27 protein-coding genes are annotated in these 23,726 nt (G+C 71.8%); 8 read left to right on the forward strand and 19 right to left on the reverse strand.

Annotation, left to right across the window (positions count from 1 at the left end; translation table 11 throughout):
- Window positions 1–346: 346 nt before the first annotated feature.
- From ABTY62_RS08295 to ABTY62_RS08305, 3 genes are all read right to left on the reverse strand, one after another.
- Window positions 347–541, reverse strand: a complete 195-nt coding sequence (locus ABTY62_RS08295) for a hypothetical protein (protein ID WP_352128591.1) — start codon at window positions 539–541, stop codon at window positions 347–349.
- Entirely contained in the window at window positions 538–954 is a 417-nt protein-coding gene (locus ABTY62_RS08300; RefSeq protein ID WP_352128592.1) for a hypothetical protein, read from the reverse strand. The genes ABTY62_RS08295 and ABTY62_RS08300 overlap by 4 nt, the downstream gene beginning before the upstream one ends.
- Window positions 955–1,056: 102 nt before the next feature.
- Entirely contained in the window at window positions 1,057–2,253 is a 1,197-nt protein-coding gene (locus ABTY62_RS08305) for a helix-turn-helix domain-containing protein (protein ID WP_352128593.1), read from the reverse strand.
- 171 nt (window positions 2,254–2,424) lie between these two features.
- Between ABTY62_RS08305 and ABTY62_RS08310 the strand changes: the two genes are divergently transcribed.
- The gene (locus ABTY62_RS08310) at window positions 2,425–3,003 is read left to right on the forward strand and encodes an HD domain-containing protein (protein WP_352128594.1); all 579 of its coding nucleotides are present in this window, start codon (window positions 2,425–2,427) and stop codon (window positions 3,001–3,003) included.
- A gap of 240 nt (window positions 3,004–3,243) precedes the next feature.
- On the opposite strand, the gene ABTY62_RS08315 is transcribed toward ABTY62_RS08310, so the two are convergent.
- The gene (locus ABTY62_RS08315) at window positions 3,244–3,387 is read right to left on the reverse strand and encodes a hypothetical protein (RefSeq protein ID WP_352128595.1); all 144 of its coding nucleotides are present in this window, start codon (window positions 3,385–3,387) and stop codon (window positions 3,244–3,246) included.
- A 150-nt stretch (window positions 3,388–3,537) separates the two neighbouring features.
- Between ABTY62_RS08315 and ABTY62_RS08320 the strand changes: the two genes are divergently transcribed.
- Window positions 3,538–5,067 (forward strand): serine/threonine-protein kinase, encoded by a 1,530-nt coding sequence (locus ABTY62_RS08320; RefSeq protein ID WP_502997421.1) that lies wholly within the window; start codon window positions 3,538–3,540, stop codon window positions 5,065–5,067.
- 359 nt (window positions 5,068–5,426) lie between these two features.
- Window positions 5,427–6,497: an ArsR/SmtB family transcription factor gene (locus ABTY62_RS08325; RefSeq protein WP_352128596.1), complete on the forward strand. Its 1,071-nt coding sequence runs from the start codon at window positions 5,427–5,429 to the stop codon at window positions 6,495–6,497.
- On the opposite strand, the gene ABTY62_RS08330 is transcribed toward ABTY62_RS08325, so the two are convergent.
- The 10 genes from ABTY62_RS08330 to ABTY62_RS08375 all read right to left on the reverse strand — a co-directional run bounded on the left by ABTY62_RS08330 (window position 6,455) and on the right by ABTY62_RS08375 (window position 17,093).
- Window positions 6,455–7,309, reverse strand: a complete 855-nt coding sequence (locus ABTY62_RS08330; RefSeq protein WP_502997422.1) for a carbohydrate ABC transporter permease — start codon at window positions 7,307–7,309, stop codon at window positions 6,455–6,457. The two genes, ABTY62_RS08325 and ABTY62_RS08330, sit on opposite strands and share 43 nt — an antisense overlap.
- Window positions 7,310–7,311: 2 nt before the next feature.
- The gene (locus ABTY62_RS08335) at window positions 7,312–8,295 is read right to left on the reverse strand and encodes a carbohydrate ABC transporter permease (protein WP_352128597.1); all 984 of its coding nucleotides are present in this window, start codon (window positions 8,293–8,295) and stop codon (window positions 7,312–7,314) included.
- A gap of 8 nt (window positions 8,296–8,303) precedes the next feature.
- Window positions 8,304–9,593, reverse strand: coding sequence for an ABC transporter substrate-binding protein (locus tag ABTY62_RS08340; RefSeq protein ID WP_352128598.1), 1,290 nt, complete (start codon window positions 9,591–9,593; stop codon window positions 8,304–8,306).
- A 112-nt stretch (window positions 9,594–9,705) separates the two neighbouring features.
- On the reverse strand, window positions 9,706–10,923 hold the full coding sequence (gene pcaDC / locus ABTY62_RS08345; RefSeq protein WP_352128599.1) for a bifunctional 3-oxoadipate enol-lactonase/4-carboxymuconolactone decarboxylase PcaDC: 1,218 nt from the start codon (window positions 10,921–10,923) through the stop codon (window positions 9,706–9,708).
- 239 nt (window positions 10,924–11,162) lie between these two features.
- Window positions 11,163–12,911: a lyase family protein gene (locus tag ABTY62_RS08350; RefSeq protein ID WP_352128600.1), complete on the reverse strand. Its 1,749-nt coding sequence runs from the start codon at window positions 12,909–12,911 to the stop codon at window positions 11,163–11,165.
- Window positions 12,898–13,494: a protocatechuate 3,4-dioxygenase subunit alpha gene (gene pcaG / locus ABTY62_RS08355; protein WP_352128601.1), complete on the reverse strand. Its 597-nt coding sequence runs from the start codon at window positions 13,492–13,494 to the stop codon at window positions 12,898–12,900. Before pcaG ends, ABTY62_RS08350 begins: the two co-directional genes overlap by 14 nt.
- Entirely contained in the window at window positions 13,494–14,261 is a 768-nt protein-coding gene (gene pcaH / locus ABTY62_RS08360) for a protocatechuate 3,4-dioxygenase subunit beta (RefSeq protein ID WP_352128602.1), read from the reverse strand. Before pcaH ends, pcaG begins: the two co-directional genes overlap by 1 nt.
- An 11-nt stretch (window positions 14,262–14,272) precedes the next feature.
- Window positions 14,273–15,469, reverse strand: a complete 1,197-nt coding sequence (locus tag ABTY62_RS08365) for a thiolase family protein (protein ID WP_352128603.1) — start codon at window positions 15,467–15,469, stop codon at window positions 14,273–14,275.
- Window positions 15,470–15,474: 5 nt separating this feature from the next.
- Window positions 15,475–16,266: a CoA-transferase subunit beta gene (locus ABTY62_RS08370; RefSeq protein ID WP_352128604.1), complete on the reverse strand. Its 792-nt coding sequence runs from the start codon at window positions 16,264–16,266 to the stop codon at window positions 15,475–15,477.
- Window positions 16,263–17,093 (reverse strand): CoA transferase subunit A, encoded by an 831-nt coding sequence (locus ABTY62_RS08375; RefSeq protein WP_352128605.1) that lies wholly within the window; start codon window positions 17,091–17,093, stop codon window positions 16,263–16,265. The genes ABTY62_RS08370 and ABTY62_RS08375 overlap by 4 nt, the downstream gene beginning before the upstream one ends.
- 183 nt (window positions 17,094–17,276) lie before the next feature.
- Here ABTY62_RS08375 and ABTY62_RS08380 point away from each other — a divergent pair, with 183 nt between their 5' ends.
- On the forward strand, window positions 17,277–17,714 hold the full coding sequence (locus tag ABTY62_RS08380; protein WP_352128607.1) for a MarR family winged helix-turn-helix transcriptional regulator: 438 nt from the start codon (window positions 17,277–17,279) through the stop codon (window positions 17,712–17,714).
- Between the two features lie 42 nt (window positions 17,715–17,756).
- Here the strand turns inward: ABTY62_RS08380 and ABTY62_RS08385 are convergent, their stop codons facing one another.
- Both ABTY62_RS08385 and ABTY62_RS08390 read right to left on the reverse strand, forming a co-directional pair.
- Window positions 17,757–18,560, reverse strand: a complete 804-nt coding sequence (locus ABTY62_RS08385; RefSeq protein WP_352128608.1) for an IclR family transcriptional regulator — start codon at window positions 18,558–18,560, stop codon at window positions 17,757–17,759.
- Between the two features lie 417 nt (window positions 18,561–18,977).
- Window positions 18,978–20,132: an RNA-guided endonuclease InsQ/TnpB family protein gene (locus ABTY62_RS08390; protein WP_352128609.1), complete on the reverse strand. Its 1,155-nt coding sequence runs from the start codon at window positions 20,130–20,132 to the stop codon at window positions 18,978–18,980.
- 277 nt (window positions 20,133–20,409) lie between these two features.
- On the opposite strand from ABTY62_RS08390, the gene ABTY62_RS08395 reads away from it, so the two are divergent.
- The 3 genes from ABTY62_RS08395 (at window position 20,410) to aroQ (ending at window position 21,422) form a co-directional block, all read left to right on the forward strand.
- Window positions 20,410–20,541 (forward strand): hypothetical protein, encoded by a 132-nt coding sequence (locus ABTY62_RS08395; RefSeq protein ID WP_352128610.1) that lies wholly within the window; start codon window positions 20,410–20,412, stop codon window positions 20,539–20,541.
- A gap of 90 nt (window positions 20,542–20,631) precedes the next feature.
- Window positions 20,632–20,946, forward strand: a complete 315-nt coding sequence (locus ABTY62_RS08400) for a hypothetical protein (protein WP_352128611.1) — start codon at window positions 20,632–20,634, stop codon at window positions 20,944–20,946.
- 2 nt (window positions 20,947–20,948) lie between these two features.
- A complete protein-coding gene (gene aroQ / locus ABTY62_RS08405; protein WP_352128612.1) occupies window positions 20,949–21,422 on the forward strand; it encodes a type II 3-dehydroquinate dehydratase in 474 nt (157 codons plus the stop codon).
- 20 nt (window positions 21,423–21,442) lie between these two features.
- Here the strand turns inward: aroQ and ABTY62_RS08410 are convergent, their stop codons facing one another.
- The 3 genes from ABTY62_RS08410 to ABTY62_RS08420 are packed head-to-tail and all read right to left on the reverse strand — an operon-like array spanning window position 21,443 to window position 23,051.
- On the reverse strand, window positions 21,443–21,820 hold the full coding sequence (locus tag ABTY62_RS08410; RefSeq protein WP_352128613.1) for a roadblock/LC7 domain-containing protein: 378 nt from the start codon (window positions 21,818–21,820) through the stop codon (window positions 21,443–21,445).
- A gap of 44 nt (window positions 21,821–21,864) precedes the next feature.
- Window positions 21,865–22,692 (reverse strand): hypothetical protein, encoded by an 828-nt coding sequence (locus ABTY62_RS08415; RefSeq protein WP_352128614.1) that lies wholly within the window; start codon window positions 22,690–22,692, stop codon window positions 21,865–21,867.
- A complete protein-coding gene (locus tag ABTY62_RS08420; protein WP_352128615.1) occupies window positions 22,689–23,051 on the reverse strand; it encodes a hypothetical protein in 363 nt (120 codons plus the stop codon). Before ABTY62_RS08420 ends, ABTY62_RS08415 begins: the two co-directional genes overlap by 4 nt.
- A 222-nt stretch (window positions 23,052–23,273) precedes the next feature.
- Here ABTY62_RS08420 and ABTY62_RS08425 point away from each other — a divergent pair, with 222 nt between their 5' ends.
- Window positions 23,274–23,639 (forward strand): hypothetical protein, encoded by a 366-nt coding sequence (locus ABTY62_RS08425; RefSeq protein WP_352128616.1) that lies wholly within the window; start codon window positions 23,274–23,276, stop codon window positions 23,637–23,639.
- Window positions 23,640–23,726 lie beyond the last annotated feature (87 nt).

The following is a 23,726-nucleotide window of genomic DNA, read 5'->3' on the forward strand; positions in this document are numbered from 1 at the left end:
GGGAACGGTCCCTCCGGGGCGAATCCGGCCTCGCGAATTTCCCACCCGGCCATCTCGGCCCTGGCCGCCAAGTCTCAGCGCAGGGGCTGCTGGGCCTCGAGATCGAGCGCGGTTGCCGCAGGGACAGCATCGGACGGTCCGCCGATCAGGTCCCCGAGGCTTACCCAACGGTGTTCGCCAGCGGCCCGCTCAGGCTGGTGCCGGCGGTTCACTGCGAGGGTGTCGTGGCAGGGGCATCCGCAGCGCTCACGAGGGAGGATCGCGGGGACACGGCACCACTCGTGCACCTCGGCGTACCGGGAGTCTCGGTTCGCGAGGCGGCAGTACGGAGTCATTCGGGCGGTCATCAGGCACTGCCCAGTTGTCGGGCGCGGCGCAGGGAGGCGAGTTCGGCGAGCGGGTCGCGCTGTTGCGGGAAGCGAGAGGCGTGCTCGGGGCAGGCGTAGATGGGGCGGCCGCCGGCGCTCGCGCTGTGCTCGATCGCGACGACGACCGGCATGCTCGTCGGCTTGTCGCAGCTCGCACAGATCTGAGATGTCATCGGCCGACCCCCTCGACGGGGCCGAGCTCATCGAGGGCGGCCAGGGCCGGCGCCCCATGCAGCAACTCGGCTTCGGTGAGGTAGCAGTCGGGGCCCACAGGGATCCTCCAGCGCGTCCCCGGGCCGCTCGTCCAGTGCGCGGGCGGCACTCCGACATAGCTGGCCTCGGCGGTCGAGGCGCCGAGCACCTGCACCTCCCGTACGTCCCAGCCGTCCGCGGCTCCGGGGGCCACCAGCCAGTACAGGGGGCCATACCGATCCTGGATGACGGCGCCGGACTCGTCGCCGAGGAGTTTGAGCGCGTGCTCGCCAACCGTCGCGGACGCTCTGACGGCGTCCCACCATGTACCTGTCGGCACGAGCTTGACGTCGTATCCGCTCGGCGGTGTCCACTTCAGGGCTCTGGTCGTCATGGTCGACTCCATGTACGGACGGTGTTCTGACCGTCACAGCGTGCCGACCCAGCAGGACGTCAGGTTGCACTGAACTGTGCAACCTGACGTCGATTGCCCGTGTTACAGGCCGATCCAGTTCGCGTACTCGGCAAGCTCGCTGCTGCGCGACCGCTCACGCGATCGCAGAGCGATGACCGCCTCGCGGGTCGTGGGGTGATACCGCGTCTGCTGCGGGGCCGTCCGGCGCGCCTTCTGCAGGCATCCGAGTGCCTGCGTCGAATCCCCGGTCCACACGTTGGCCCTGCCGAGGTCCAGCCAGTGATGCCCTGCCCGAGACCGGTCCCAGCGCTTGGGGAACCGCACGTCGTCAGCTAGTCGGACAGCCTGGCCGTACTCGTCCAAGTCGCAGGCGATGGCGACTGCGTGGACGCCGACATTCGCCGGCCCCCATCCCACGCCGTAGGCGGCGGTCTCGCCGGTCCGCTGTGCCAGTCCGCGGGCCTCGGACAGGCGTGCCTCGACCTGATCGGGGTCCTTCATTCGGCCGGCGATCACGGCCGCCCGCAGTTGAAGGACACCAGCCATCGCGGCCAGGCCGTGCGTACTCCGTGAATCTTGACCTTCCAGGTCCCGGAGAGTGCTGTCCACGACGTGCATGCCCAGGTCGTATCGGCTGGAGGAAAGAGTGGTCTGGGCACGCAGGTAGCCGTACATGGCGGCAAGGCCTGGTTCGTCGGCGCGAGGTGCCGCCCAGTTCAGGCGTTGCAGGGCAACGGTGGCGAGGTCCACGTATCCGAAGGACCAGGCCAGCGTGAAGACGCACCGGAACACCCACGCCAGGCATTCGTGGGCTTGCCGCTGCTCCTCGCCGCCGGTGGTGTGGATGGCCTGTACGCATTCGTCGATGAGCGCTGGGAGGTCGGCGGCCATCGGTAGGTACTCAGCTTGCCGCCGCTGTACCAAGACCTTCTCCATGTCGGTGCGGATGAGCGCGACCGGGCGGGCCGGCACCTGCCAATCGAGGGGGATGTCCCAGTTCTCCATGCTGACTCGGATGGGCTGTATGACCTCGTCGAGCCGCTCGCGCCGGAGCTCCTGCGTGTAGGGCTGGCCGAGAAGGTCCGAGGTGGTCACGCTGAGCGCGCGTGCGCAGGCCGCGACGAGTGATGGCGAGGCGGGCCGTTGGCCGCACTCGACCTTGGACAGCAGGGACTTCGAGACGTTGGCGCGCATGGCCAGACCTTGTTGGGTCAGGTTGCGCTCGCGGCGGGTGCGGGCGATCCGTGCGCCGGTGTGTTCCTCAATGCTCTGTGGCATGGTGAACTCCGTTCTGACCTCGACACTCAGAACGGTACCCGCGGCCGGCTGTGCGGGTGCTGCTGATCGGCCCACATTTCGGTGGCGGCCGTCGCGTTCTCTTGACATGACGAATGCCCCCTCGCATCCGATACGCGATCCGCCTCGCCGAGGCGCGAGAGGAGATGGACAGTGGCTGACCATCTGCACGCGGTGGCTCGCTTCCTGTTCGAGGCGGGCACCCTGAAGCAGGCCCGGCGAACCGGCTGGTGGATGGCCGGTGTACGTGATCCTGAAAGCGTCGCCGAGCATGCGTGGCGCACGTCGCTGATCGCCTCGATCATCGCCCGGCTCGAGGGCGCGGACCCCGGGCGGGCCGCTTTCCTGGCTGTCTGGCACGACTCACAGGAGACACGTACCGGGGACGTGAACTACCTCGGCAAGAAGTACTCATCCAGCGCCGACCCTCAGGAGGTGACCGCCGACCAGACCGCCGACATGCCCGAAGTTCTGGCATCCGCCGTGCGGGAATGGGTGAGCGAATACGAGGCCAAGGAGTCGCCCGAGGCGGTGTGCGCTCGGGACGCGGACAAGCTCGAATGCCTTCTGCAGGGACTGGAGTACATGGCGCAGGGGTACGCGAACGCTCAGCGGTGGGTCGACAACAGCCGCGGCCGATTGGTGACCGAAACGGGGAAGCGCCTCGCCGACGAACTGCTGAACCAGGGCTCTCTTGACTGGCTCCGTGCCGCCTTGGGCGAGCAGCCTTAGGGCCTCGCTGGACACGCATACGCGCCCTTTCGCCTGTTGCCCGGAGGCCAGGGCGAGTGGGAGTTGGCGCGCAGCTGCCGCCCCCTCTCCTGGGTACCCGCGGCCGGTTCCGCAGGTACGGTCGATCGGCCCCCATTCCGGTGGGGGCCGTTGCGTTTCCTCGGCCCAGTCCAGCCGCAACGCCGTTCGGGCGAGCGCTATCACGGCGCTGACCTGAACGGCGTTCTTGTGGGTGTGTGGTCAGCGATCGAGAAGCCACGTGGTGAGTGCTTCGATGGCGCCGCTGGCTGCGGCGAGGGCGATGGGACGCAGGCTGACGAGAAGCACGTGGCGAGCGCGGGCGCTGGTGGTTGGGGTCGGATCGTCGGCCATGATGATCTTCACGGGGATGAGCGCGGCACCTGTGTGGAGGTGCCGCCCTCTCTTTCCGCTCAGCACCCCCTCGCGGGCCGCCGCCCGGCAACTCGCGCCGACGGTAGGCTGATTGACGCAGACGCGTCACGCTGAATTCGTCGCATATTCGGGGGTGCGGGAATGAGGGCACTGGGGTCGTTGGGCGCGGACGACCCGGCCGAGGTGGGGTCGTACCGGTTGCTGGGGGTGCTCGGGCACGGCGGTATGGGGCGGGTGTATCTGGGGCGGAGCCGGGGTGGGCGGCTCGTTGCGGTGAAGGTGGTGCACCGGCATCTGGCGGCGGATGAGCGGTTCCGGGCGCGGTTCGCGAGCGAGGTGGCGGCGGCGCGGCTGGTGAGTGGGGAAGCGGGTCACCACCGCACCGCCCCCGTGCTCACCGCCGATCCGGAGGCCGAGGTGCCGTGGGTGGCGACCGGCTACGTGGCGGGCAGCGACCTGGCGCACATGGTGGAGGAGCACGGCCCACTGCCCGAACGCACCGTACGCGCGCTGGGCATCGGGCTGGCCGAGGCGCTGGGCGCCGTGCACGCACAAGGGCTGGTGCATCGGGATGTCAAGCCGTCCAATGTGCTCCTCGCGCTCGACGGCCCGCACTTGATCGACTTCGGCATCGCCCGCGCCGCCGAGTCGGCCACCCGGCTCACCTCGACCGGCGTGGCTGTCGGCTCGCCCGGCTTCATGGCTCCCGAGCAGGTCACCGGCGAAGCGGCCGTCGGCCCTGCGACGGACGTCTTCTCACTCGGAACCGTGCTCGCCTACGCGGCCAGCGGCCGGCAGCCCTTCCCCGGTGAGAGCGCCGCCCAATTGCTCTATCGGGTCGCTCACGCCGAGCCGCGGCTCGACGGCGTTGCACCGGATGCCGTGAAGGAGCTGGTCTCCGCCTGTCTGGCCAAGAATCCTGCCGCCCGGCCGACACTGCCGGAAGTCGTGCGGGCCTTGGCCGGCGGGCAGGGTGCGGGCGCATCACTGGATTCCTCCCGCTGGCTGCCCGCGGCTGTGGCCGACGACATCGGTCGCCGGGCTGTCGAACTGCTCCAGCTGGAGTCCGGCCCGGAGGACCCCGGGCCGCCCCCGCGGCCCCGCTCGCCCACCCTCGTGGACCCCGCACCGGCCTCCGGCCCGAACGCCGCCACAGTGACGGTGACCGTCCAGCCGAAGCCGAAGCCGAAGTCGGAGCCGAAGACCACGGACAAGCCGAAGCAAGGCCCGTGGGTGGCCGTGGGAGCCTGCGCGCTGCTCGCCGTATTGGCCTTCGGCGTCTGGAAGGCCCTTCAGGACGACGGCAAACCCGCTGCCCTCGCCGACCCCCTCGTCGGCCGCTGGAGCGACTCGGCGAACGGCTACGGCAACCAGCTTGAGCTCAACGCGGGCCGAGTCGGCGAAGAGGTGGGTACGCTCACCGCCGATGTCGACGGTGAGAACGGCTCCGCCACCTGCGGTTACCGTCTGACGCTCAACCGAACGGATGGCGACGGCTGGTTCGCCTTCTTCGACGCCGACCCGATGTCCGGCAACCGCGCCGCGTGCAACGCGCCCCTGGAGATCCAGGTGCAGCAACAGCGTTTCAAGGGCCCGAACGGCGAGGCCGTCATCCAGTTCGGCGCCGATGACCCGGTCCGCACGCTCGGCGTGCTGTCGCACGTCGGCTGATCAGCCGCGGGCGAGGGGGCGGCACCTGGCCGGGCGCCGCCCCTCTCACTCCCCCCACGGGAGCCGTTGCCGCTCGCATCGGCTCAAGCGGCAACAGAAGTGCCCAGACGGCCGTAACGCACTCGTCACCCCCCACGGGGACGAGCAATCCGGACCTGGGCACCGCCTGTTGAATTGCGGACGCCCGCCGGGGGCCTTTCCCGGCGGCGCGCTTTGCAACGAGGAACAGCATTCCCGCCGCGCCCGGCCCGCCGCGCCCCGTTTCAAGTCTGGCCAAAAGGGCGTGGTCACTGACGGTGTCACCGTGCATACTCAACCGTGGTCGGGGGCGATCACGGGTGTCACTCGGTGGGGGTCCAGTGCTGCGTGTGTATTTCGGCGAGCTCGATCTGGCGCGGCTGCGGATGGCGATCCGCCCGGACGCGCTGTGGGAAACGGTTTTGAGTTTCCACCGGCTGCGGGAGCACCGCGCCGCGACCGTATACGGGGAATGGCGTTCACTGGCGCGAAATAGGCTGAACGGCGAGGCGCGGTTGCTCGCCCCCCTCATTCCCTCGCGCGGCTATTTCCCCGACTTCCTGACCCCCGCCGAGGGCGGAATCGGCTATGGCGACGGCATGGAGGCGCTGCGCGCCACCCCGCAGGCCCGGCTGCACACCGAGATCTCCCGCCTCCCGGCGGCCCGGCTCCCCGGCTGGATACGCGATCTCGGCCAGGGCGAGCCGCGCTCCCTGGACCGCCTGACCACCGCACTGGCCTCCTACCACCGGGCCGCCATCGCTCCCTACTGGCCGCGGTTACAGGCCCGGATCGAGGCCGACCGCGCCGTGCGGGGCCGCGCCCTGCTGGACGGGGGAGCCGACGGGCTGCTGGCCTCGCTGCCGCCCACGATGCGCTGGCGGCCCCCGGTCCTGGAGGTCGACTACCCGGTCGACCGCGACCTGGAGCTCGGCGGGCGCGGGCTGCTGCTCCAGCCGTCCTTTTTCTGTCGAAGAACCCCGGTCACGCTGTACGACCCCCACCTCAGACCCGTGCTGGTCTACCCGGTGGAACACGCCCCCGGCGCCGTACCGCCCAGCCCCCCGGCCCGCCCCGTCGCCGCCCCCCGTCCCGTGCCGGCCCCCGCCCAGGGCCCCGGCGCCGCCCAGTCGCTCAGCAAGCTCGTCGGACAGACCCGGTCGGCCGTGCTCCAGGGCGTCGGCGGCGGCTGCACCACCAGCGAACTCGCCCGCCGCGTGGGCGTGTCGATCGCCTCCGCCAGCCAGCACGCCAGCGTGCTGCGCGACGCCGGCCTGCTGCTCACCCTGCGCCAGGGGAGCGCCGTGCTGCACACCCTGACCCCGCTGGGCGCCGCCCTGCTGCGCGGCGGCGCCCCCGCTGCCCCCGCTCAGTCGTCGATGCCCGAGCGCTCGACCCCCGCCACGATGTAGCGCTGGAGGAAGAGGAAGACCACCAGCAGCGGCAGGATCGAGACGGCGGCCGCGACGAACAGCTCGTGGATGTTGACCGTCTGCGCGGTGGTGAACGTCGACAGCGCGACCTGGACGGTCCACGCCTCCCGGTCCTGGCCGATGACCAGCGGCCACAGGAACGCATTCCAGGCGCCGATGAAGACGATCGTGCCGACCGCCGCGAACACCGGCCGCGAGTTGGGCACCACGACCCGCCAGTACGTACGCCAGTAGCCGAGCCCGTCCACCCGCGCCGCGTCCTCCAGCTCCCGGGGGAACCCGAGGAAGTACTGGCGGAAGACGAACGCCGCGAACGCGCTGAACAGCGTCGGCACCACCAGCCCGCGCAGTGTGGACACCCAGCCCAGCGAGGACACCAGGACGAAGGTCGGCACGAAGGTGACGGCGGCCGGGACCATGAGGGTGCCCAGGATCCAGTAGAAGACCACGTTCGCGTAGCGGTACGGGATCCGGGCGAGGCCGTACCCCGCGAGCGAGGCCAGCAGCAGGGTGCCCAGCGTCGTCGCCACCGCGATCAGCGAGGAGTTGAGCAGCGCGTGCGCCATCGGCACATTCGAGTCGTCGAACAGCTCGCCGATGTTGGACCAGCGCAGCTCGCTCGGGAAGAACGTCCACTCCGCGGAGGTGATGTCCGCCTCGCTCGACAGCCCGTTGCGCACCAGCAGATAGAAGGGGATGAGGAAGAGCAGCGCGAGCGCGATCAGCAGCACGAGCCGCAGCGCGCGCCCGACGCGGACGAGAGGTTCGCGGACGAGGGGGTCGCGTGTCACCGTCAGTCCTCCTTCCGGCCGAGCCGGAACCAGCGGGCCTGGGCCACCGTCACCACCGCGATGATCAGCGCCAGGATCACCGCGCCCGCGCTGCCAAGCCCCAGGTTCTGCCCCTGCCCCAGCGCCGTGTAGTACAGGTACACCAGCGGCGGGCGGGCATACGGCGGATAGCCGCGCGAGTCCGAGAGCAGGTTGTAGAACTCGTCGAACGCCTGGAACGCGTTGATGACCAGCAGCAGCGTCACCGCGATCGACGTCGCCCGCAGCTGCGGAAGGGTGATGTACCGGAACACCTGCCACCCCGGCCGCGCCCCGTCCACGGCCGCCGCCTCGTACAGATGGCGCGGGATGCGCTGGAGCCCGGCCAGGAACAGCACCATGTAGAAACCCGCCTGGAGCCACAGCCGTACCGTCACGATGACCAGCCAGTACCAGGGCGGATCGGTCGTCGACAGCCAGGCGATCTGATCCGCGCCGAACCAGCCCAGCACCGTGTTGGCCAGCCCGAACCGCACCCCGTTGAAGATCGACATCTTCCAGATCAGCGCCGCCACGACATAGGAGCAGGCCACGGGGAGGAAGAACACCGACCGGAAGAACGCCTGCGCCCAGCGCACCCTGTTGACCATCAGCGCGAGCGAGAGCGACAGGACGAAGGTGGCCGGGACGATGAAGGCCGTGAACACCAGGAACGTGAGGAGGCTGTCGGTGAAGGCGTCGTCCCGCAGCATCGCCGTGTAGTTGTCCAGGCCGACGAAGTCGGTGGGCGAGACCGTGTTGTGCGCGTCGAAGAAGCTGAGGTAGACGCTCCACGCCAGCGGTACGTAGGTGAACAGCCCGAGCCCGATCGCGAACGGGCCGACGAAGATCCAGAACCAGAGCGTACGGTTCTGCTTGCCCAGCAGCCTGCGCCGCAGTGTCGTGCGCGACGTACCGGGCGCGGGCCGCTTGTCCTCAAGCGGGTGCGAAAGCGTGTCCTGCGCCATCGCGGGCGTCAGCTCTTCTTCTTCACACGCCGCAGCTCCACGCCCACCTTGCGCACCACGCCGCGCAGCTCCTGGTCCGCGCTCGCGCCGTCCTTGATGATCCGGCTGAGCGCGTCCTGGTAGGCGGTCCGGCTCGCCGGGGTCCACAGCAGCGGCTCGGCGAAGCCGTGGTCGGTGGCGTAGCGCACGGCGTCCCCCGCCGCGCCCTCGCGCAGCTTGTCCGCCTTCTTGGCGAGCGAGATCCGGGCCGGGATGTGGAAGCCGTACGACAGCGCGAAGTCCTCCTGGTACTCCGCCTCGTCCACCCACAGCCACTTCACGAAGGCCTTCGCCTCCTCCTTGTGCTTCGTCTTGGAGCTGACCGCCGCGCCATACGCCCCGACCGGCACCGACGGCTGTCCCGCCGACCCGTCCTTCGGGAACGGCAGCACCCCGAAGTCCTCGCCCAGCTCCTTCTTGACCTGCGGCAGCGCCCACAGGCCCGACCACTGCATGGCCGTGAGCCCCTGGATGAAGGCCGACGGATCCGACCAGTCGGAGGGCGCGCCGAGCAGCAGCGACTTGTCCGCGTACAGCCGGTGGATCTTCTCCAGCGCGCGGGCGGCGGCCGGGTCGTCGAAGCCGACCTCGCCGTCGTCGGTGACCAGCCGGAGCCCGGCGGCCTGGAGCGGGGTGCCGCCGAGCACCCCAGCGCCGCCGTCGTTGCCCAGGAACAGCCCCTTGGTCTTCTTGTCCGTGAGCGCCTTCGCCGCGTCGACCAGCGCGTCGAGCGTCTGGGGCGGCTCCACGCCGGCGTCCTTCAGGAGGCTCTTGCGGTAGTAGAGCAGCTGCATGTCGACGACCTGCGGAATGCCCCAGATCCTGCCGTCGTACGTCTTGGGCGCGAGGACCGCCTGGTTGAAGTCGTCCTTGACGCCGTCGAGGAGGTCCGTCAGATCCTCCACCTGGCCGCCCTGGATCTGGTCCAGCGTCGGGCCGTTGGCCTCGAAGACATCCGGGCCGGAGTCGGTGAGCAGCGCGGCGGCCGTCTGCTGGTCGTAGTTCCCCGGCCGCCACTGCACCTCGACCTTGGCCTTGCCGGTCTTGCCGTACGCGGCGGCGTACCGCTTCACCGCACGCTCGGTGCCGTCCTCGCCGTACTGGTGGTACCACTGTTCGATGACCGGCTTGCCGTCCGAATCCTTGGAATCCCGGCCGGTGTTGGAGCCGCACGCGGTGGCCAGCGCGCCCGTGAGGGCGAAGCTCCCGCCGGCGCCGAGCAGACGTCTGCGGCTGATGGACTTAAGGTCGTTGGACATACTGCGGCCCCCTCGCCGTCGCTCCCTGTGACCGGATCGTGCCAACCAACCACGGTACGACCCAGTGATCAACCATGGGGGCGTATTACGACAGCGCTGTTGCGGGGGTATGTCAGCTGCTCTGGTTGACGTTTGACGGGCCGTCGGGGCCGGCGGCGGCGTTGTCGCGGTCCATCTCGTCGAACACCCGCTGGGCGGTGGCGAACGCGGAGTTCGCCGCCGGGACGCCGCAGTAGACCGCGCTCTGGAGCAGCACCTCGCCGATCTCCTCGCGGGTGAGGCCATTGGTGAGGGCGGCCCGAATGTGCATGGCCAGCTCCGCGTCGTGGCCGTGGGCGATGAGCGCGGTGAGGGTGATGCAGCTGCGGGTGCGGCGGTCCAGGGCGTCGCCGGTCCAGATCTCGCCCCAGGCGTAGCGGGTGATGAAGTCCTGGAACCGGGCGGTGAAGGGGGTCGTCCGGGCGATCGCGCGGTCGACGTGGGCGTCACCGAGGACGGCGCGGCGGACGGCCGTTCCGGCGGCGTGGCGGGAGACGTCGTCGGTGGTGTCCGTACCCTTGGCGAAGTGCGTGAGCAGCGCGGCCGTGACCGGCTCCGGCCGCTCCACCCCGGCCAGATGCGCCGCCCCCGCCACCTCCAGCAGACTCGCCCCCGGCACCGCGTCCGCGATCTCGCGGGCGTGCGCGGGCGGGGTGGCGGGGTCGTCGCGGCCCGCGACGACGAGCGTGGGCACGCCCGTGACGGACGGCAGCGCGGAGCGCAGGTCGTACGAGGCGAGGGCATCGCAGCAGGCGGCGTACCCCGCGCGGTCACAGGCCCGCAGGTCCGCCAGCAGCGCGACGGCGCGGGGCGAGTCGGCGAAGCGGTGCGAGAACCAGGTGCCCGGACGGCTCGCGACCATCGCCTCCGTCCCCTCGGCCCGTACGAGCGCGGCCCGCTCGCGCCAGGCCGAGGGGTCGCCGAAGCGGGCCGAGGAGCAGACCACGGCGAGCGACTCGACCCGCTCCGGGTGGTGCGCCGCCAGATGCAGCCCGACCGCCCCGCCGATCGAGATCCCCGCGTACGCGAACCGCCCCCACCCCTGCGCGTCGGCGAGCCGCAGCACGAGGGCGGCGAGGTCGCCGACGGTGGCGCTCCCGTCGGAGGGCAGCAGCCCGGCGGGGGAGCGGCCGTGCCCCGGCAGGTCCCAGCGCAGCACGCGGTGCGCGCGGGCGAGGGCGGGCAGCTGGGGCTCCCACACGGCGAGGGAGGTGCCGACGGACGGGCCGAGGATGAGGGGTGGGGCGGTGGCGGGGCCGTCGAGGAGGTGGTGCGGGAGGTCGGTGGTCATGGTCGGCGCTCCGGGCGGGTGAGAGTGAGGATGAGGGGGAGTAGGGGCCGGGTCGTGTCCGGCGGTTGGGGGCGGAGCCGCGCCTCGGTGCTGTTCCCCTCCTCGCCCCTTCCCTCAACTGGGGCTCCGCCGCAGACCCCGGGGTGCAGGGGCAAAGCCCCCCCACGCGGCGGGGCCGCAGAGCGACACCGCGGGAAGGGGCGGGGGGAGGAAACGCGCCGCCGCACACCCCCTGGGGGTTACGTGTCGCCGGGGCGCGGGGAACCCGCATCGTCGGGGCTTGCGCGGAGCAGCGCGCGGTCGACGAGCGAGGCGGCGGAGCCGGTGTAGCGGGCCGGGTCCGTCAGCTCCCGCAGCCGCGCCGCGGGGAGCGCGCCCGCGAGCTCCGGTACCTCCGCGAGTGCCGCCGCCAACCCGACGCCCTCCTCCCTCGCCCGCCGGGACGCCGCCGACAGCAGCTCCTTCGCGCGCGAGCGGCCGACGAGGGGCGCGAGCGCGGCGGCGATCCGCTCGCTGACGATGAGGCCGTCGGTGAGCGCGAGGTGTTCGCCCATCCGGCGCGGGAACACCCGCAGGCCCTCCGCCAGTTCGGCGGCCTCCCGCGCGGCCCCGCCCGCCAGCCGCAGCAGCTCGCGCAGCGGCTGCCACTCGGCGTGCCAGGCCCCGGCGGGCCGCTCGTCCTCGGCAGCGAGCGAGCCGAGGAGGGTCGCGGCGAGCGCGGGCGCCTGCCGCGCGGCGGCGGCGATGAGCGTGGCGCGGACGGGATTGCTCTTGTGCGGCATCGCCGAGGAGCCGCCCCCGCTGCCCTCGGCGACCTCCCCGATCTCCGTCCGCGAGAGCACCAGGACATCCGCCGCGACCTTGCCCAACGCCCCGACGGCGAAGGCGAGAGCCGTCCCGAGGTCGGCCACGGGGGTACGCAGCGTGTGCCACGGCAGCGCGGGCTCGGCGAGCCCCACCTCGGTGGCGAACCGGGCCACGAGCCGCACGCCGAGGTCGTCGCCCGACTCGGTCGCGCCGGCCGCGGCGAGTGGGCCCATCCCGGGCGTCGGGCCCGCTGCGGACTCGGCGGTCGGGCTTGGCGCGTTCGGGGCATCGGGTGTCCGGCCGCTGACCTCGCCGGGCCTCCGGCCGTCGGCCTCGGTGCCCGGAGCGGTGGTAACGGGCGGGGCGGTACGGGGTGGCGCTGCCCTGTCGGCTGCCCCAGCCGTGGCGTCGTCGCGGCGGTCGGTGCCCGAACCCTGCGCCGGCCGCACGCCGGGAGGCCGCGCCCGGTCGGGCGCGGGTGCGCGCTCCGCGCCGCCGCCGGTCGGGTTCGGCACCCCGGGCACCCCGGGGCCCTCCGACAGCGCGGCGAAGGCCGCCAACGTACCCGCCGCGCCGCCCAGTTGGGCGGGCGGGCGCAGCGCGGCGAGGCGGGTGTGGGCGTCCAGGGTCAGGGCGCGCCAGCCCGCCGCCTTCAGGCCGAAGGTGGTGGGCACGGCGTGCTGGGTCAGGGTGCGGGCGGGCATGGGGGTGTCGCGGTGCTCGGCCGCGAGCCGGCCGAGAGCCGTGGCGGTACGCCCGAGGTCGGCCAGGATCAGCGGCAGCGCGCGGGCGGCGACCAGCATCGCGGCGGTGTCCAGGATGTCCTGGCTGGTCGCGCCCCGGTGAACGTACGCGGCCGCCCCCCGGTCCTTACGGGCCACCGCCGCCGTCAACTCGGCGACCAGCGGGATGACCGGGTTGCCGCCGGCGCGGGCGCGCACGGCGAGCTCCCGCGCGTCGTACAGCTCGGCGCGCGCCGCGTCCGCCACCGCCCCGGCGGCCGCGGCGGGCGCGTGCCCGAGCGCGGCCTGGGCCCGGGTGAGCGCGGCCTCCGCGTCCAGCATGGCCTGGAGAAACGCCGTGTCCCCGGTGGCCTCCTCGACGGCCGACCCGACCCGCACCGGCGACAGCAGCCCGCTGTCGCCGGCGGAAGCGGCCGCATGGGAGTCAGCGGAACTCAAGGAAGACCGTCTCCCCCTCGCCCTGAAGGCGGATGTCGAACCGGTACGTCCCGGGGTGGGGCCCGGCCGTCGCCACCAGGGTCTCGCGGCGGGCCGGGGGCAGCGCGGCGAGGAGCGGGTCGGCGGCGCCCGCGGCGGCGTTCTCGGGGAGGTAGACGCGGGTGAAGAGGTGGTGCAGCAGCCCGCGGGCGTGGACGCAGACGCTGATGTAGGGGGCCGGGGAGGGGGCGCCCGGGGGGAGGGTGCGCGCGGTCCAGTGGCCGTCGGCGTCCGTGGGGACCCGGCCGAAGCCGGTGAAGTCCACACCGTTGCGGCCCGCGTGGCCGCCGGTCACCGGGTCGCGCCGCATCGAGCCGGGGGCGCCGGACAGGGAGCCGTCCGGGCCCGCCTGCCACAGCTCGATCAGGGCGTCGGGTACGGGGGCGCCCGCGCCGTCGTAGACGTATCCGTGCAGGGTGATGGCGTCCGCGTGCCCCGTCGGGGCCAGGTCGCCGCCCCCAGGGAAGGGCAGCGCGTAGCCGTAGAAGGGGCCGACCGTGTGCGAAGGGGTAGGGGCGGGGGACAAGGGCTGTCGAGCGGGCATCAGCGGCCTTCTTCGATCCAGGTGGCGGACGGCCCGTCGAGGACGATGTCCCAGCGGTAGCCGAGTGACCATTCGGGCTGGGAGAGCGCGTGGTCGTACGTCGCGATCAGCCGCTGCCGCGCCCGCTCGTCGGTGACCGACTGAAGGATCGGGTCGTAGGCGAAGAGCGGGTCGCCGGGGAAGTACATCTGGGTGACCAGGCGCTGGGTGAACGCCGACCCGAAGAGGGAGAAGTGGAGGTGCGCGGGCCGCCACGCGTTGACGTGGTTGCGCCACGGATAGGCGCCCGGCTTGATCGTGGTGAAGGTGTAGCCGCCGTCGTCGCCGGTGAGGGTGCGCCCGACGCCGGTGAAGTTGGGGTCGAGCGGGGCGGGGTGCTGGTCGCGCAGATGCGCGTAGCGGCCCGAGGCGTTGGCCTGCCACAGCTCGATCAGCTGTCCGCGCACCGGGCGGCCCCGGCTGTCGAGGAGCCGCCCGGAGACGGTGATGCGCTCGCCGAGCGGTTCGCCCTGGTGCTGGACGGTGAGGTCGCTGTCGGTCGCGGTGATGTCGGTGTGGCCGAAGACGGGCGTGTGCAGCTCGACGGTCTCCGGGTCGCCCTCGACGGCGACGAGCGGCTGCGAGGGGTGGCGCAGCACGCTGCTGCGGTAGGGCGGGAAGTCGCGCGGCGGGTGGTGGGCGGCGGGCGCGCCGTTGGCGCGGGCCTTGTCGTACTCCTCGCGGATCGTGGCGAGTTCGCCGTCGATGTCGGCCTGGGTGAGAGACATCTGAGTCACGGTTACCTTTCGAGTACGAGGGCGAGGCCCTGCCCGACGCCGATGCACAGGGTGGCCAGGCCCACCCCGGAGCCCGCCGCCGCGAGCTGGTGGGCCACGGTCCCGGCGAGCCGGGCGCCGGAGGCGCCGAGGGGGTGGCCGATGGCGATGGCTCCGCCGCGCGGGTTGACGAGGGCGGGGTCCAGGTCCGGCCACTCGGCGAGGCAGCCCAGCACCTGGGCGGCGAAGGCCTCGTTGAGCTCCAGGGTGGTCAGGTCGGCGAAGGTGCGGCCGGCCTTGGCGAGCGCGCGGTGCACGGCCTCGACCGGCCCGAGGCCGAAGTACTGGGGCTCGATGCCGGTGACGGCGGACGCGCCGATACGGGCCAGCGGCTCGCGCCCGGTGGCCCGCAGCCCCTCCTCGTCGACGAGCAGCAGCGCGGCCGCGCCGTCGTTCAGCGGGGAGGAGTTGCCGGCCGTGACCGTGCCGCCGTCCTTGCGGAAGGCGGGCTTCAGCTTGGCGAGCGATTCGACAGAGGTGTTGTCGCGGATGGTTTCGTCCCGGGGCAGGTCCACGCCCTCGTACGGCACGACCTCCGCGTCGTACGCCCCTTCCTGCCACGCCCGCACCGCCTTCTCATGGCTGGCCAGCGCATACGCGTCCTGCGCGGCGCGGCCGATGCCGTGCTTGTCGGCGATCAGCTCGGCGCCCTCGCCGAGGGCGACGGTCCACTCGGGCGGCATGTCGGGGTTGGTCATGCGCCAGCCGAGGGTGGTGGAGTAGAGCTGCTGATGCCCGGCCGGGAAGGCCCGCTCCGGCTTGGGCAGCACCCAGGGGGCGCGGCTCATCGACTCCACGCCCCCGGCCAGCGCGATGTGCGCGTCGCCGACGGCGATGGCGCGGGCGGCCTGGAGTACGGCCTCCAGGCCGGAGGCGCACAGCCGGTTGACGGTGGCGCCGGGCACGGTGACAGGCAGCCCCGCCAGCAGGACGGCCATCCGGGCCACATCGCGGTTGTCCTCGCCCGCGCCGTTGGCGTTGCCGAAGTAGACGTCGTCGATGCGGGCCGGGTCGAGGTCGGGGGTGCGGGCGAGGAGGGCGCGTACGACATGGGCGGCCAGGTCGTCGGGGCGCACGCCCGCGAACGCGCCGCCGTACTTGCCGACGGGCGTGCGGACGGCGTCGACGATGTAGACCTCGCGCAGGGTGCCGTTGCTCATCTGGATCAAGCGTCCTTTCCGGCGGACTTTCCCGCGTTCTTGAGGGCGCGCAGGGCTGCCAGCTCCTGAGGCGTCGGCGGCTCGGTCGCGCCGAGCTCGTCGCTCACCCGCAGCTCCCAGCCCGTGGCGGCCCGTACCTGCTCGACAGATACCCCCGGGTGCAACTCGGTCAGCATCAGCTCCGCGGTCGCCGGGTCGGGCCGCAGCACGCCGAGGTCGGTGATGACGGCGACCGGGCCCGCGCCGGGCATGCCCAGCTTCTTGCGGTCGCCGGGGCCGGCGCCATGGCCGAGGGTGGTCACGAAGTCGAGCTTCGGGACGAAGTTCCGGGTGGAGTGGCGCAGCACCATCAGCACCTTGCCGCAGTTCGAGGCGATCTCGGGGGCGCCCCCGGCGCCCGGCAGCCGCCCCTCCGGCTTGTCCGGGCCGCGGTTCACGACCGTGGTGTTGATGTTGGCGTAGCGGTCGACCTGCGCGGCGCCCAGGAAGCCGACGTCGATCCGGCCGCCCTGGAGCCAGTAGTTGAACATCTCCGGCACCGGCACCACGGCGTCCGCGGTCTCCGCGAGCTCGCCGTCGCCGATGGACAGCGGCAGCCGGGTCGGCTTGGAGCCGATCGTCCCCGACTCGTAGATGAGGACGAGGTCCGGATTGACCGTGGCGCGGGCGAGGTTGGCGGCGGTGCTGGGCAGCCCGATGCCGACGAAGCAGGTCCTGGCGCCGGCGAGCGCGCGGGCGGCGTTGACCTCCATCAGCTCGTCGCGGGTGAAGCCGGCGCTTGTGGTGTGGTCGGTCATCGGACGGCAGCCTTCGCGCCCTGTTCGTTGCGCACGTGCTCCTCGATCCATTGCGTGAACGCCTCGCGGTCGCGGGCGATCGGGTCCCAGGCCTGGTAGAAGGCGTTGTCCCGGACGGAGTAGCCGGAGGCGTACGAGGGGTGGGCGCCGCCGGGGACGTGGGCCACCGCGTCGATGACCCAGGTCGGCAGGACGACCCCGCCCGGCCGCGGCTCCAGCGTGTCGACGATCTCCTCCACGGTCACCAGGACCCGGTCGGCGGCGAGCGCCGCCTCCTTCTGCACGCCGGTCAGGCCCCACAGCTGGACGTTGCCGTGCCGGTCGGCCTGCTGCGCGTGGATGACGGTGACGTCCGGGTTCAGGGCCGCGACGGCGGCCAGCTCCTCGCCGGTGAAGGGGCAGACGACGGTGGCGACCGTCTCCGTACGGGACGGGATGTCGCTTCCCCGGTAGCCGCGCAACACGGCGAACGGCAGCTTGGACGCGCCCGCCACATAGCGGTTGGCCATGCCCGCGTGGCTGTGCTCGTCCAGCTCCAGGGGGCGCGGCCAGCCGTTCTCCACGGCGTCGCGGAAGCGGTGCAGCGAGCCGACGCCGGGGTTGCCGCCCCAGGAGAAGATCAGCTTGCGCACCAGTCCGGCGCCGATCAGCTGGTCGTAGATGACGTCGGGGGTCATCCGGGCGAGGGTGAGGTCGGTGATGCCCTGACGGATGATCTCGTGCGCGGCGGCGTACGGGATCAGGTGGGTGAAGCCCTCCATCGCGAGGGTGTCCCCCTCGTGGACAAGGTCCGCCACGGCGTCGTGCAGGCTACGAATGTCGGCCATCGTCACTCCGGGGGCCAGATGCTCAGTGTGCTGATTATTTTTGTCTGCCCGGAACGCTGTCATCGACCCGGGGGCTCAGTCAATAGAGCTGAGGAAGAAAAGGTTGCACTCGACAGGTGTGCTTCCGCAGGGCAGAATTGTTCAGTGTACGAATGAAATGCGAGGGAAGAGGGCGGCGGGGGTATGGGCGCGGTCGATCTGAGCACTCACCCCGGGCATCTGGCCCGCCGGCTCCAGCAGGCGCACTCCCTGCTGTGGGGCGCGATGGTCTCGGAGGAGACGACCTCGCCGCAGTTCGCGGTGCTCAACGCGCTCGTCGAGAAGCCGGACATCGACCAGCGCACCCTCAGCGAACACGTCCACCTCGACCGCTCCACCATCGCCGACGTCGTGGCCCGGCTCGCCCGGCGGGGGCTGCTCGAGCGGGTCCGCGACCCGCGCGACGGGCGCCGCAATGTGCTCAAGCTGACGGAGGAGGGCGTACGTGTCCACCGCAAGCTGGTCACGCGTACGGCGCGGATGAACCGGGTCTTCCTCGCGCCGCTGGAAGAGGAGGAGCGGGAGACGCTGCTGCGGCTCATCGCGCGGGTGGCGGACGCGGCGGAGGAGCTGCGGGCGTAGACGGCCCTACGCGCGCAGGCGGCCCTACGCGCGCAGGCGGCCCTACGCGCGCAGGCCGCCGAACCCCCCGCTGCCGCTGACCGTGCGGGCCGCCACCGTCAGGGAGTTGACGAAGCGCGGCAGCCGTTCCGCCGTGAAGCGGGCCGACGGGCCGCCGAAGGACAGCGCCGCGACCACCTCGCCGCCCCGCGCCCGTACCGGGACGGCCACCGCCGACAGCCCCTCCTCGTGCTCGCCGTGGCTGACCGCGTACCCGTTGCGCAGCGTCTCGGCCACCCAGCGGCGCAGCGTCGTGGCGTGGGCCGGGCCGTGCGGGGAGCGGCGGGCGACCCGGTCGAGCAGCGTGTCGTCCGCCTCGAGCAGCAGCACCTTGGACGGGCCGCCCGCCCACAGCGGCAGTTCGTCGCCGACCTGCACGACATGGCGCAGCGCCTGCGGCCCCTCCTCCTGGGCGATGCAGATGCGGTGCACATCGCGCCGCACGTACAGGTGCACCGTCTCCCGGTGCTCCGCGGCGAGTTCGCGCAGCGCCCGGCGGGCGGGGGCGGGCAGCCGCCAGCCCTGGTCGGCCATGCGGACCCAGCGCAGGAAGGCGGGGCCCGCGGTGTAGCGGCCGTGTTCGTCCAGCCAGAGCAGGCCGTTGAGGCGCAGGGTCTGAAGGATCCGCAGCACGGTGGTCTTGGGCAGGCCGCTGGCGGTGACGATCTCGCGGAGGGACAGCGCGGGGCGGTGCTCGTTGAACAGCTCCAGGATGTCGATGGTCCGCTGGACCGTCCGCATGCCCCGGGCCTCGCCGCCTTCCTTGCCGCCGGCGCTGTCCGTGCTGCCTGTGCTGTCTTCGCTCATTCCGCCGCTCCTCGCCGTCCGGTCCGCCCGGCGGACCCGTCCGGGCCCCATATGGACGCACAGTATGGACCGAGGTCCGCTGCGCGGACCAGGGGCGGGGCAGGGTGGGTAAGGGCATTCCGGCATGTCAGGCCCGGGTTTCCCGCTCGGCTGCCCGTTTGGCGCCGCGGTTACTCGCCCGCGACCTCTTGTCGATGCTCAGCGTACGTTCTATCGTCACCGGCGCACGGACCCCAAGGTCCGTTCAGCGGACCAACTCCCCAGTCCGCCCTCCCCTCCCCACGTAGGAGACCCGGTCACCTTCTCGGCCGTGAACGGCCGAGCTTGTGCGCTCGGTCGTTCACACCTCGTCGCGCTCCCGACTGCCCCCTACGACAGGACGGTCACGGGTCGCATCCACCCGGCCCCTGGCAGATATCAGGGAGAGGGTGCGGGTGCGGTGACAAACACCCACGCCGAGCGCGCGCGATCGCGCACATTTACCCCGGCGACGACATCGGCCGGACCAGCGAGCCCGCACCGACGACAGCGGAAATGATCCCGGTCGGACCGGTTGGCCCGCTCGGTATGCCCGCAGCGTGGACAGCGCTGCGAGGTGTAGGCCGCGTCCACCTCGAGGAACGGCACCCCGGCCCTGCGGGCCTTGTAGGCGAGGTGCTGACCGAGCTGGTGGAAGGGCCAGGAGGAGAGGGTGCCCCGCTGGTCGCGGCGTAGCCGTACCCGCTCGCGGATGCCGCCGAGTGCTTCGACGGCGATGCCGCGTCCGGTGCGTTGCGCGACGGACACGATCTCCTTGCTGATGCGGTGGTTCACGCAGGTGGCATGGCGGCGCTCCTTGTGCGCGCGGCGGGCGAGGCGGCGGGTGGTGGAGCGGGTTCGTCTGGCCTGGAGTTCGGCGCGTTTGCGGGCCTGCCAGCGCCGGTAGCGGGACAGGCGCCGCCCCTGGTAATTGGTGCCATCGGATGTGGTAGCCAGATTGACGATGCCCCGGTCGACTCCGATCCAGTCGACCGGCTCGTACACCTTCGGGTCGGGCAGGTCGCAGGTGGCGATCAGGAACCACTTCCCGCCCCGCCGCACCAGGTCACTCTCACCCTTACGATGGGCGGCGAGCGTCTTGATCTGGTCCGATGAGCAGGCGAACCGGACGCCGCGCATCCGCCCGGCCACCGTCCAGATCGACACCGTGCGCGCGTCGTACTGCCACGACAGGCAGCGGTCATCGAACGGCTGAGCCGCCTCCGGACGGAAACCGATGGGGGCGCCGACGGCCGCACGGTACCGCTTGGACATGAGCGAGCCCAGATTCCCTGCCCGCAGATTGGCGCTCAGCGTCGCATACGCGTCGACGACCTTCTTCACCGCCCGCACCACCGGCTGCGCCGACAGCCCGAACCTCGCCTTCAGGTCCGCATACACCTCCTTCTGCAGGCCATTACGGTCCTTCAGGCCCTTGACGAAGGCAACCTGCGACGCGTAGTTGGCAGCCCGGTTGCAGGCACGCAACGTCGCCTCGAGCGCCGACGCCTGCTCGGGCGTCGGCAGCAGCTTCACCTGAACCACCAGCTTCATGACATCGGACCGTAGTGCGACAGCCGCACACACGACTGCCACTTCCCCGACGACCATCCGTCTCGGTGATCCATGAAACGGTTGTTCGCATTTCCCGGCTCCGTCGGGCGGCCGTGCGGGTGCTCCGCGCCCGTGGAAAAGTGGATGCGGCAACGCTCCGCGTTGCTGGGACGGGAGGCGATTCTTCCCCGGTGTGGACGCCGAGGCATCAGAACCGGGTGAAAGCAGCTGTCCTCATCGCTGCCCGCCGCCTTGAGACGGTCGACGATCGCGGGCGGTGGTGATCGGCGTCATCGTCGACAGCACCGGCTCCTTCGCGTGGGCGCTCGGCTACATCGGCATCGTGGTGGCCGTGGGGCTGCTGGCGTACGCGCTGCTCATCGACAAGGTGGAGCGAGTCGAGGCGTGACGGGTGCGCCGATCGTGCTGAATCCAGGTCCGTACAGCGGACCAAGGAAACCATTCAGCGGTCTCGGTCGCTACCATGGCCCTTGTGACCGTGACTCAACAGCCCCCCACCCCGGCCGACTGGTGGGTGACCGCGGACCAGTCGCTCACCCTCGCCGACCGGCACGCCGGCGCCGCCCACACCGCCCCCGATCTGCTCGCCACCCTCCGCGAGATCGCCGAGGCCCGGCGCGCCACGGACTCCGCCCTCGGCGCCGCCGTCCAGGCGCTGCTCGGCTCGGGCCGCGGCTGGGACGAGATAGCCGCCGCCCTCGGATTCCCCGACGCCGAGACGGCCCGCCGGGCCACCGCCCCCGCCCTCGAGGGCGCCCGCCGCGCCCTCGACAAACGAATCGGACACCACTGACGATGACCACCACCCCGCCCCGCGTCCTGCTGCTGCACGGCCCCAACCTCAACCTGCTCGGCGAGCGCGACCCCGCCACCTACGGGTCCACCACGCTCGAGCAGATCGAGGAGCGCACGACCGTGCTGGGGCAGGAGCTGGGCGCCGAGGTGCGGTGCGCGCAGAGCAACAGCGAGGGCGTGCTGGTCGACCTCGTCCACCAGGCCCGCCACGACGACGGCATCATCTTCAACCCCGGCGCGTACGCGCACTACAGCTACGCGCTGCGCGACGCGGTGGACGCTGTGGCGGGCCTGGGCGTGCCCTGTATCGAGGTCCACATCTCCAATGTGTACGCTCGCGAGCCGTTCCGGCACACGTCGGTGACGGCGGCGGTGAGCCAGGGCTACCTCTGCGGCCACGGCGTCTTCGGCTACGAACTGGCGCTGCGCGCCGTGCTGAACCGGATCGAGGAGCGCCGCCGCACCGCGCAGTAGCCGGATACGGCCGACGCCGGTCAGACGCCGAGATCGACGGACATCAGGGCGGCGAGGCGCTCGACGGTCGCCCGGGAGTTCACATGGAGCCCGTCCAGGTCGAGCCCCTCGTCACCCCTGACCGCCAGCAGCGCCTGCTCCCCGATGGCGTACACGACGAGGTGGCCCGACTGCGCGCGGGTGACCACCTCGCGCAGCCCGCCGATGGTGACCTCCCCGGCGGTGCGCCGGGCGAGGCCCAGCGCGGCGGCCGCGAGCGCCGCCACCGACTCGGCGTGGATCTCGTAGCTGTCGGAGGCCACGAGAAGGCCGTCCGCGGTGGCGACGAGGGTGTCGCTCACGCCAAGGACTTGTTCCCGCAGGTCCTTCAGTTCCTGGACCAATCCTTCATCACTCACTACGAGAACTCCTTGCGCCGTGTGCGGGGGTGTTGCTGCTGTGTTCAGTTGGACGGACGGTTGTTGCCCGGCCGGCGCCGGGGCAGGGCGGCGGGCGGCAGCGGGACGGGCGGTACGGCGGCGGGGGCGCCCCCGCCCTGGGCGGGCGTCTCCCGGGCGGGCGTCCTGATCGCGGCGCCGGCGGCCCCGGCGGGACCGGTGGGCGCCGGGGCGGGCCTGCCGTCCAGCAGGCCGCGGGCGGTCATGGAGACGATGTCGGTGACGACGGCGAAGGTGCCGCGCCCGATCAGAAAGGCGATGTCACGGGGGGTGTGCCTGCCGTTGGCGTGCATCAGGATGTCGCGGAACCGGGGGTTCGTCACGCCGCTCGGGGCGGCCCGGCCCGTCACCCGGTGCATCACCAACTGCTGGGGCGATCCCCACCGTTGGGACAGCTCGGACAGCCGGCGGCGGTTCTCCCGCAGCAGATCGCGCGGATGCACCCCGGGCCGTACGGGAAGCGGGAGGCTGCCGGCTCCGGGCTCGGCCTGCCACCGCTCCGGCCGGTTCAGCGCGAGGGTGAAGGCCGCGTCGTACAGGGCGGAGACCGTGACGACCTCCAGCTCCGCCGCGCCGACCCCGGCGGTCGCCGTCAGCTCCTCCGCCACCCGCTCCTCGGCGGCCCCGGCGGCGAACGCCACCGACCACTCCCGCTCGGTGATCCGCCCCGACTTCAGCAGCAGGGACTCGGGCCCCGGGGCGCCCGGGGTGACGATCCCCGCGATCAGCCCCTCGCGCAGATGCATGACCCCCGCCGGGCTTCCCTCGATCCGCAGCACCCCGGTGAACCGGCGCTCGCTCAGCTCCGTCAAATGGCCCCGGAAGTCGTTCATGCGAACAATTGCCGTGCGTGGTCGTCGATCTGACGGGTGGCCAGTGCCAGGTTCGTGCTCTCCCTGGCCAGCGCGACCACCAGCAACAGGGCATCGCCCCGCTCCCGGGGCACCACGCGGGTGAGGTAGTGACACTGCGTGGTGGTCACCGTGATGTTTTCCAACTCCCCATCTCCCGTTGCGGCTTCAAGCGTGTCCGAAACCGTACGGGTGTCGTCACAGGCCTGCGCGGCGCGCGGCAGCGCCGAGCGATCACCGCTGAAGCCGTACTCCAGCCCCGTGGTGCCGTCCACCAGCATGGCGGCGCTGACTCCCTGGTGATCAAGCAAGTGGCGCATGGACATGGCCAGTTGGGACACCCGGCCCCCCTTCGTTCCCGGAGTGCCGCGACGATACCCTTCGATCACAATTTTGGCGAGAAAGAACTCAGCCGATCACAATCTGCGTAAAAATCGCCAACAGGTGTGCTTCCCTTGCACGTTACGTGATGGCGCCCGTCGCCGCACGCGCTCTGCCGACCATCCTGCTTGCCATTCGCCGTACGGCGTGACGACCCGCCGCAGACCTCGAAGGAAGTGCTGATGAACATCGAGACCGCTCTGAAGGAGGCCATGACGATCGACGGAGCCTTGGGGGTGGCCGTCGTCGACTACGAGAGCGGGATGACACTGGGCACCGCCGGCGGCGGCAGCGGCCTCGACCTGGAGCTGGCCGCGGCCGGCAACACCGAGGTCGTCCGGGCCAAGATCCGCACGCTGGCCAGCCTCGACATCCGCGAGTCCATTGAGGACATCTTGATCACCCTGAGCCAGCAGTACCACCTGATCCGACCGCTCCAGCAGTCGAACGGCTCGCTCTTCCTGTACATCGCCCTCGACCGCCAGCGCGCGAACCTCGCCCTCGCGCGTCACAACCTGCGCAAGATCGAGCAGGGCCTGGAGGTCTGACCCGCGCGCCCCCGCCTACCGGCCTACTGGCTGCCCCGGAGCCGCAGGGCAGCCGGTGGGCCCGGCGCGCTCCAAAGCGGCGAACGT

Origin of the sequence: Streptomyces sp. NPDC097640 (assembly GCF_040302705.1) — a bacterium.
Lineage (GTDB): Bacteria > Actinomycetota > Actinomycetes > Streptomycetales > Streptomycetaceae > Streptomyces.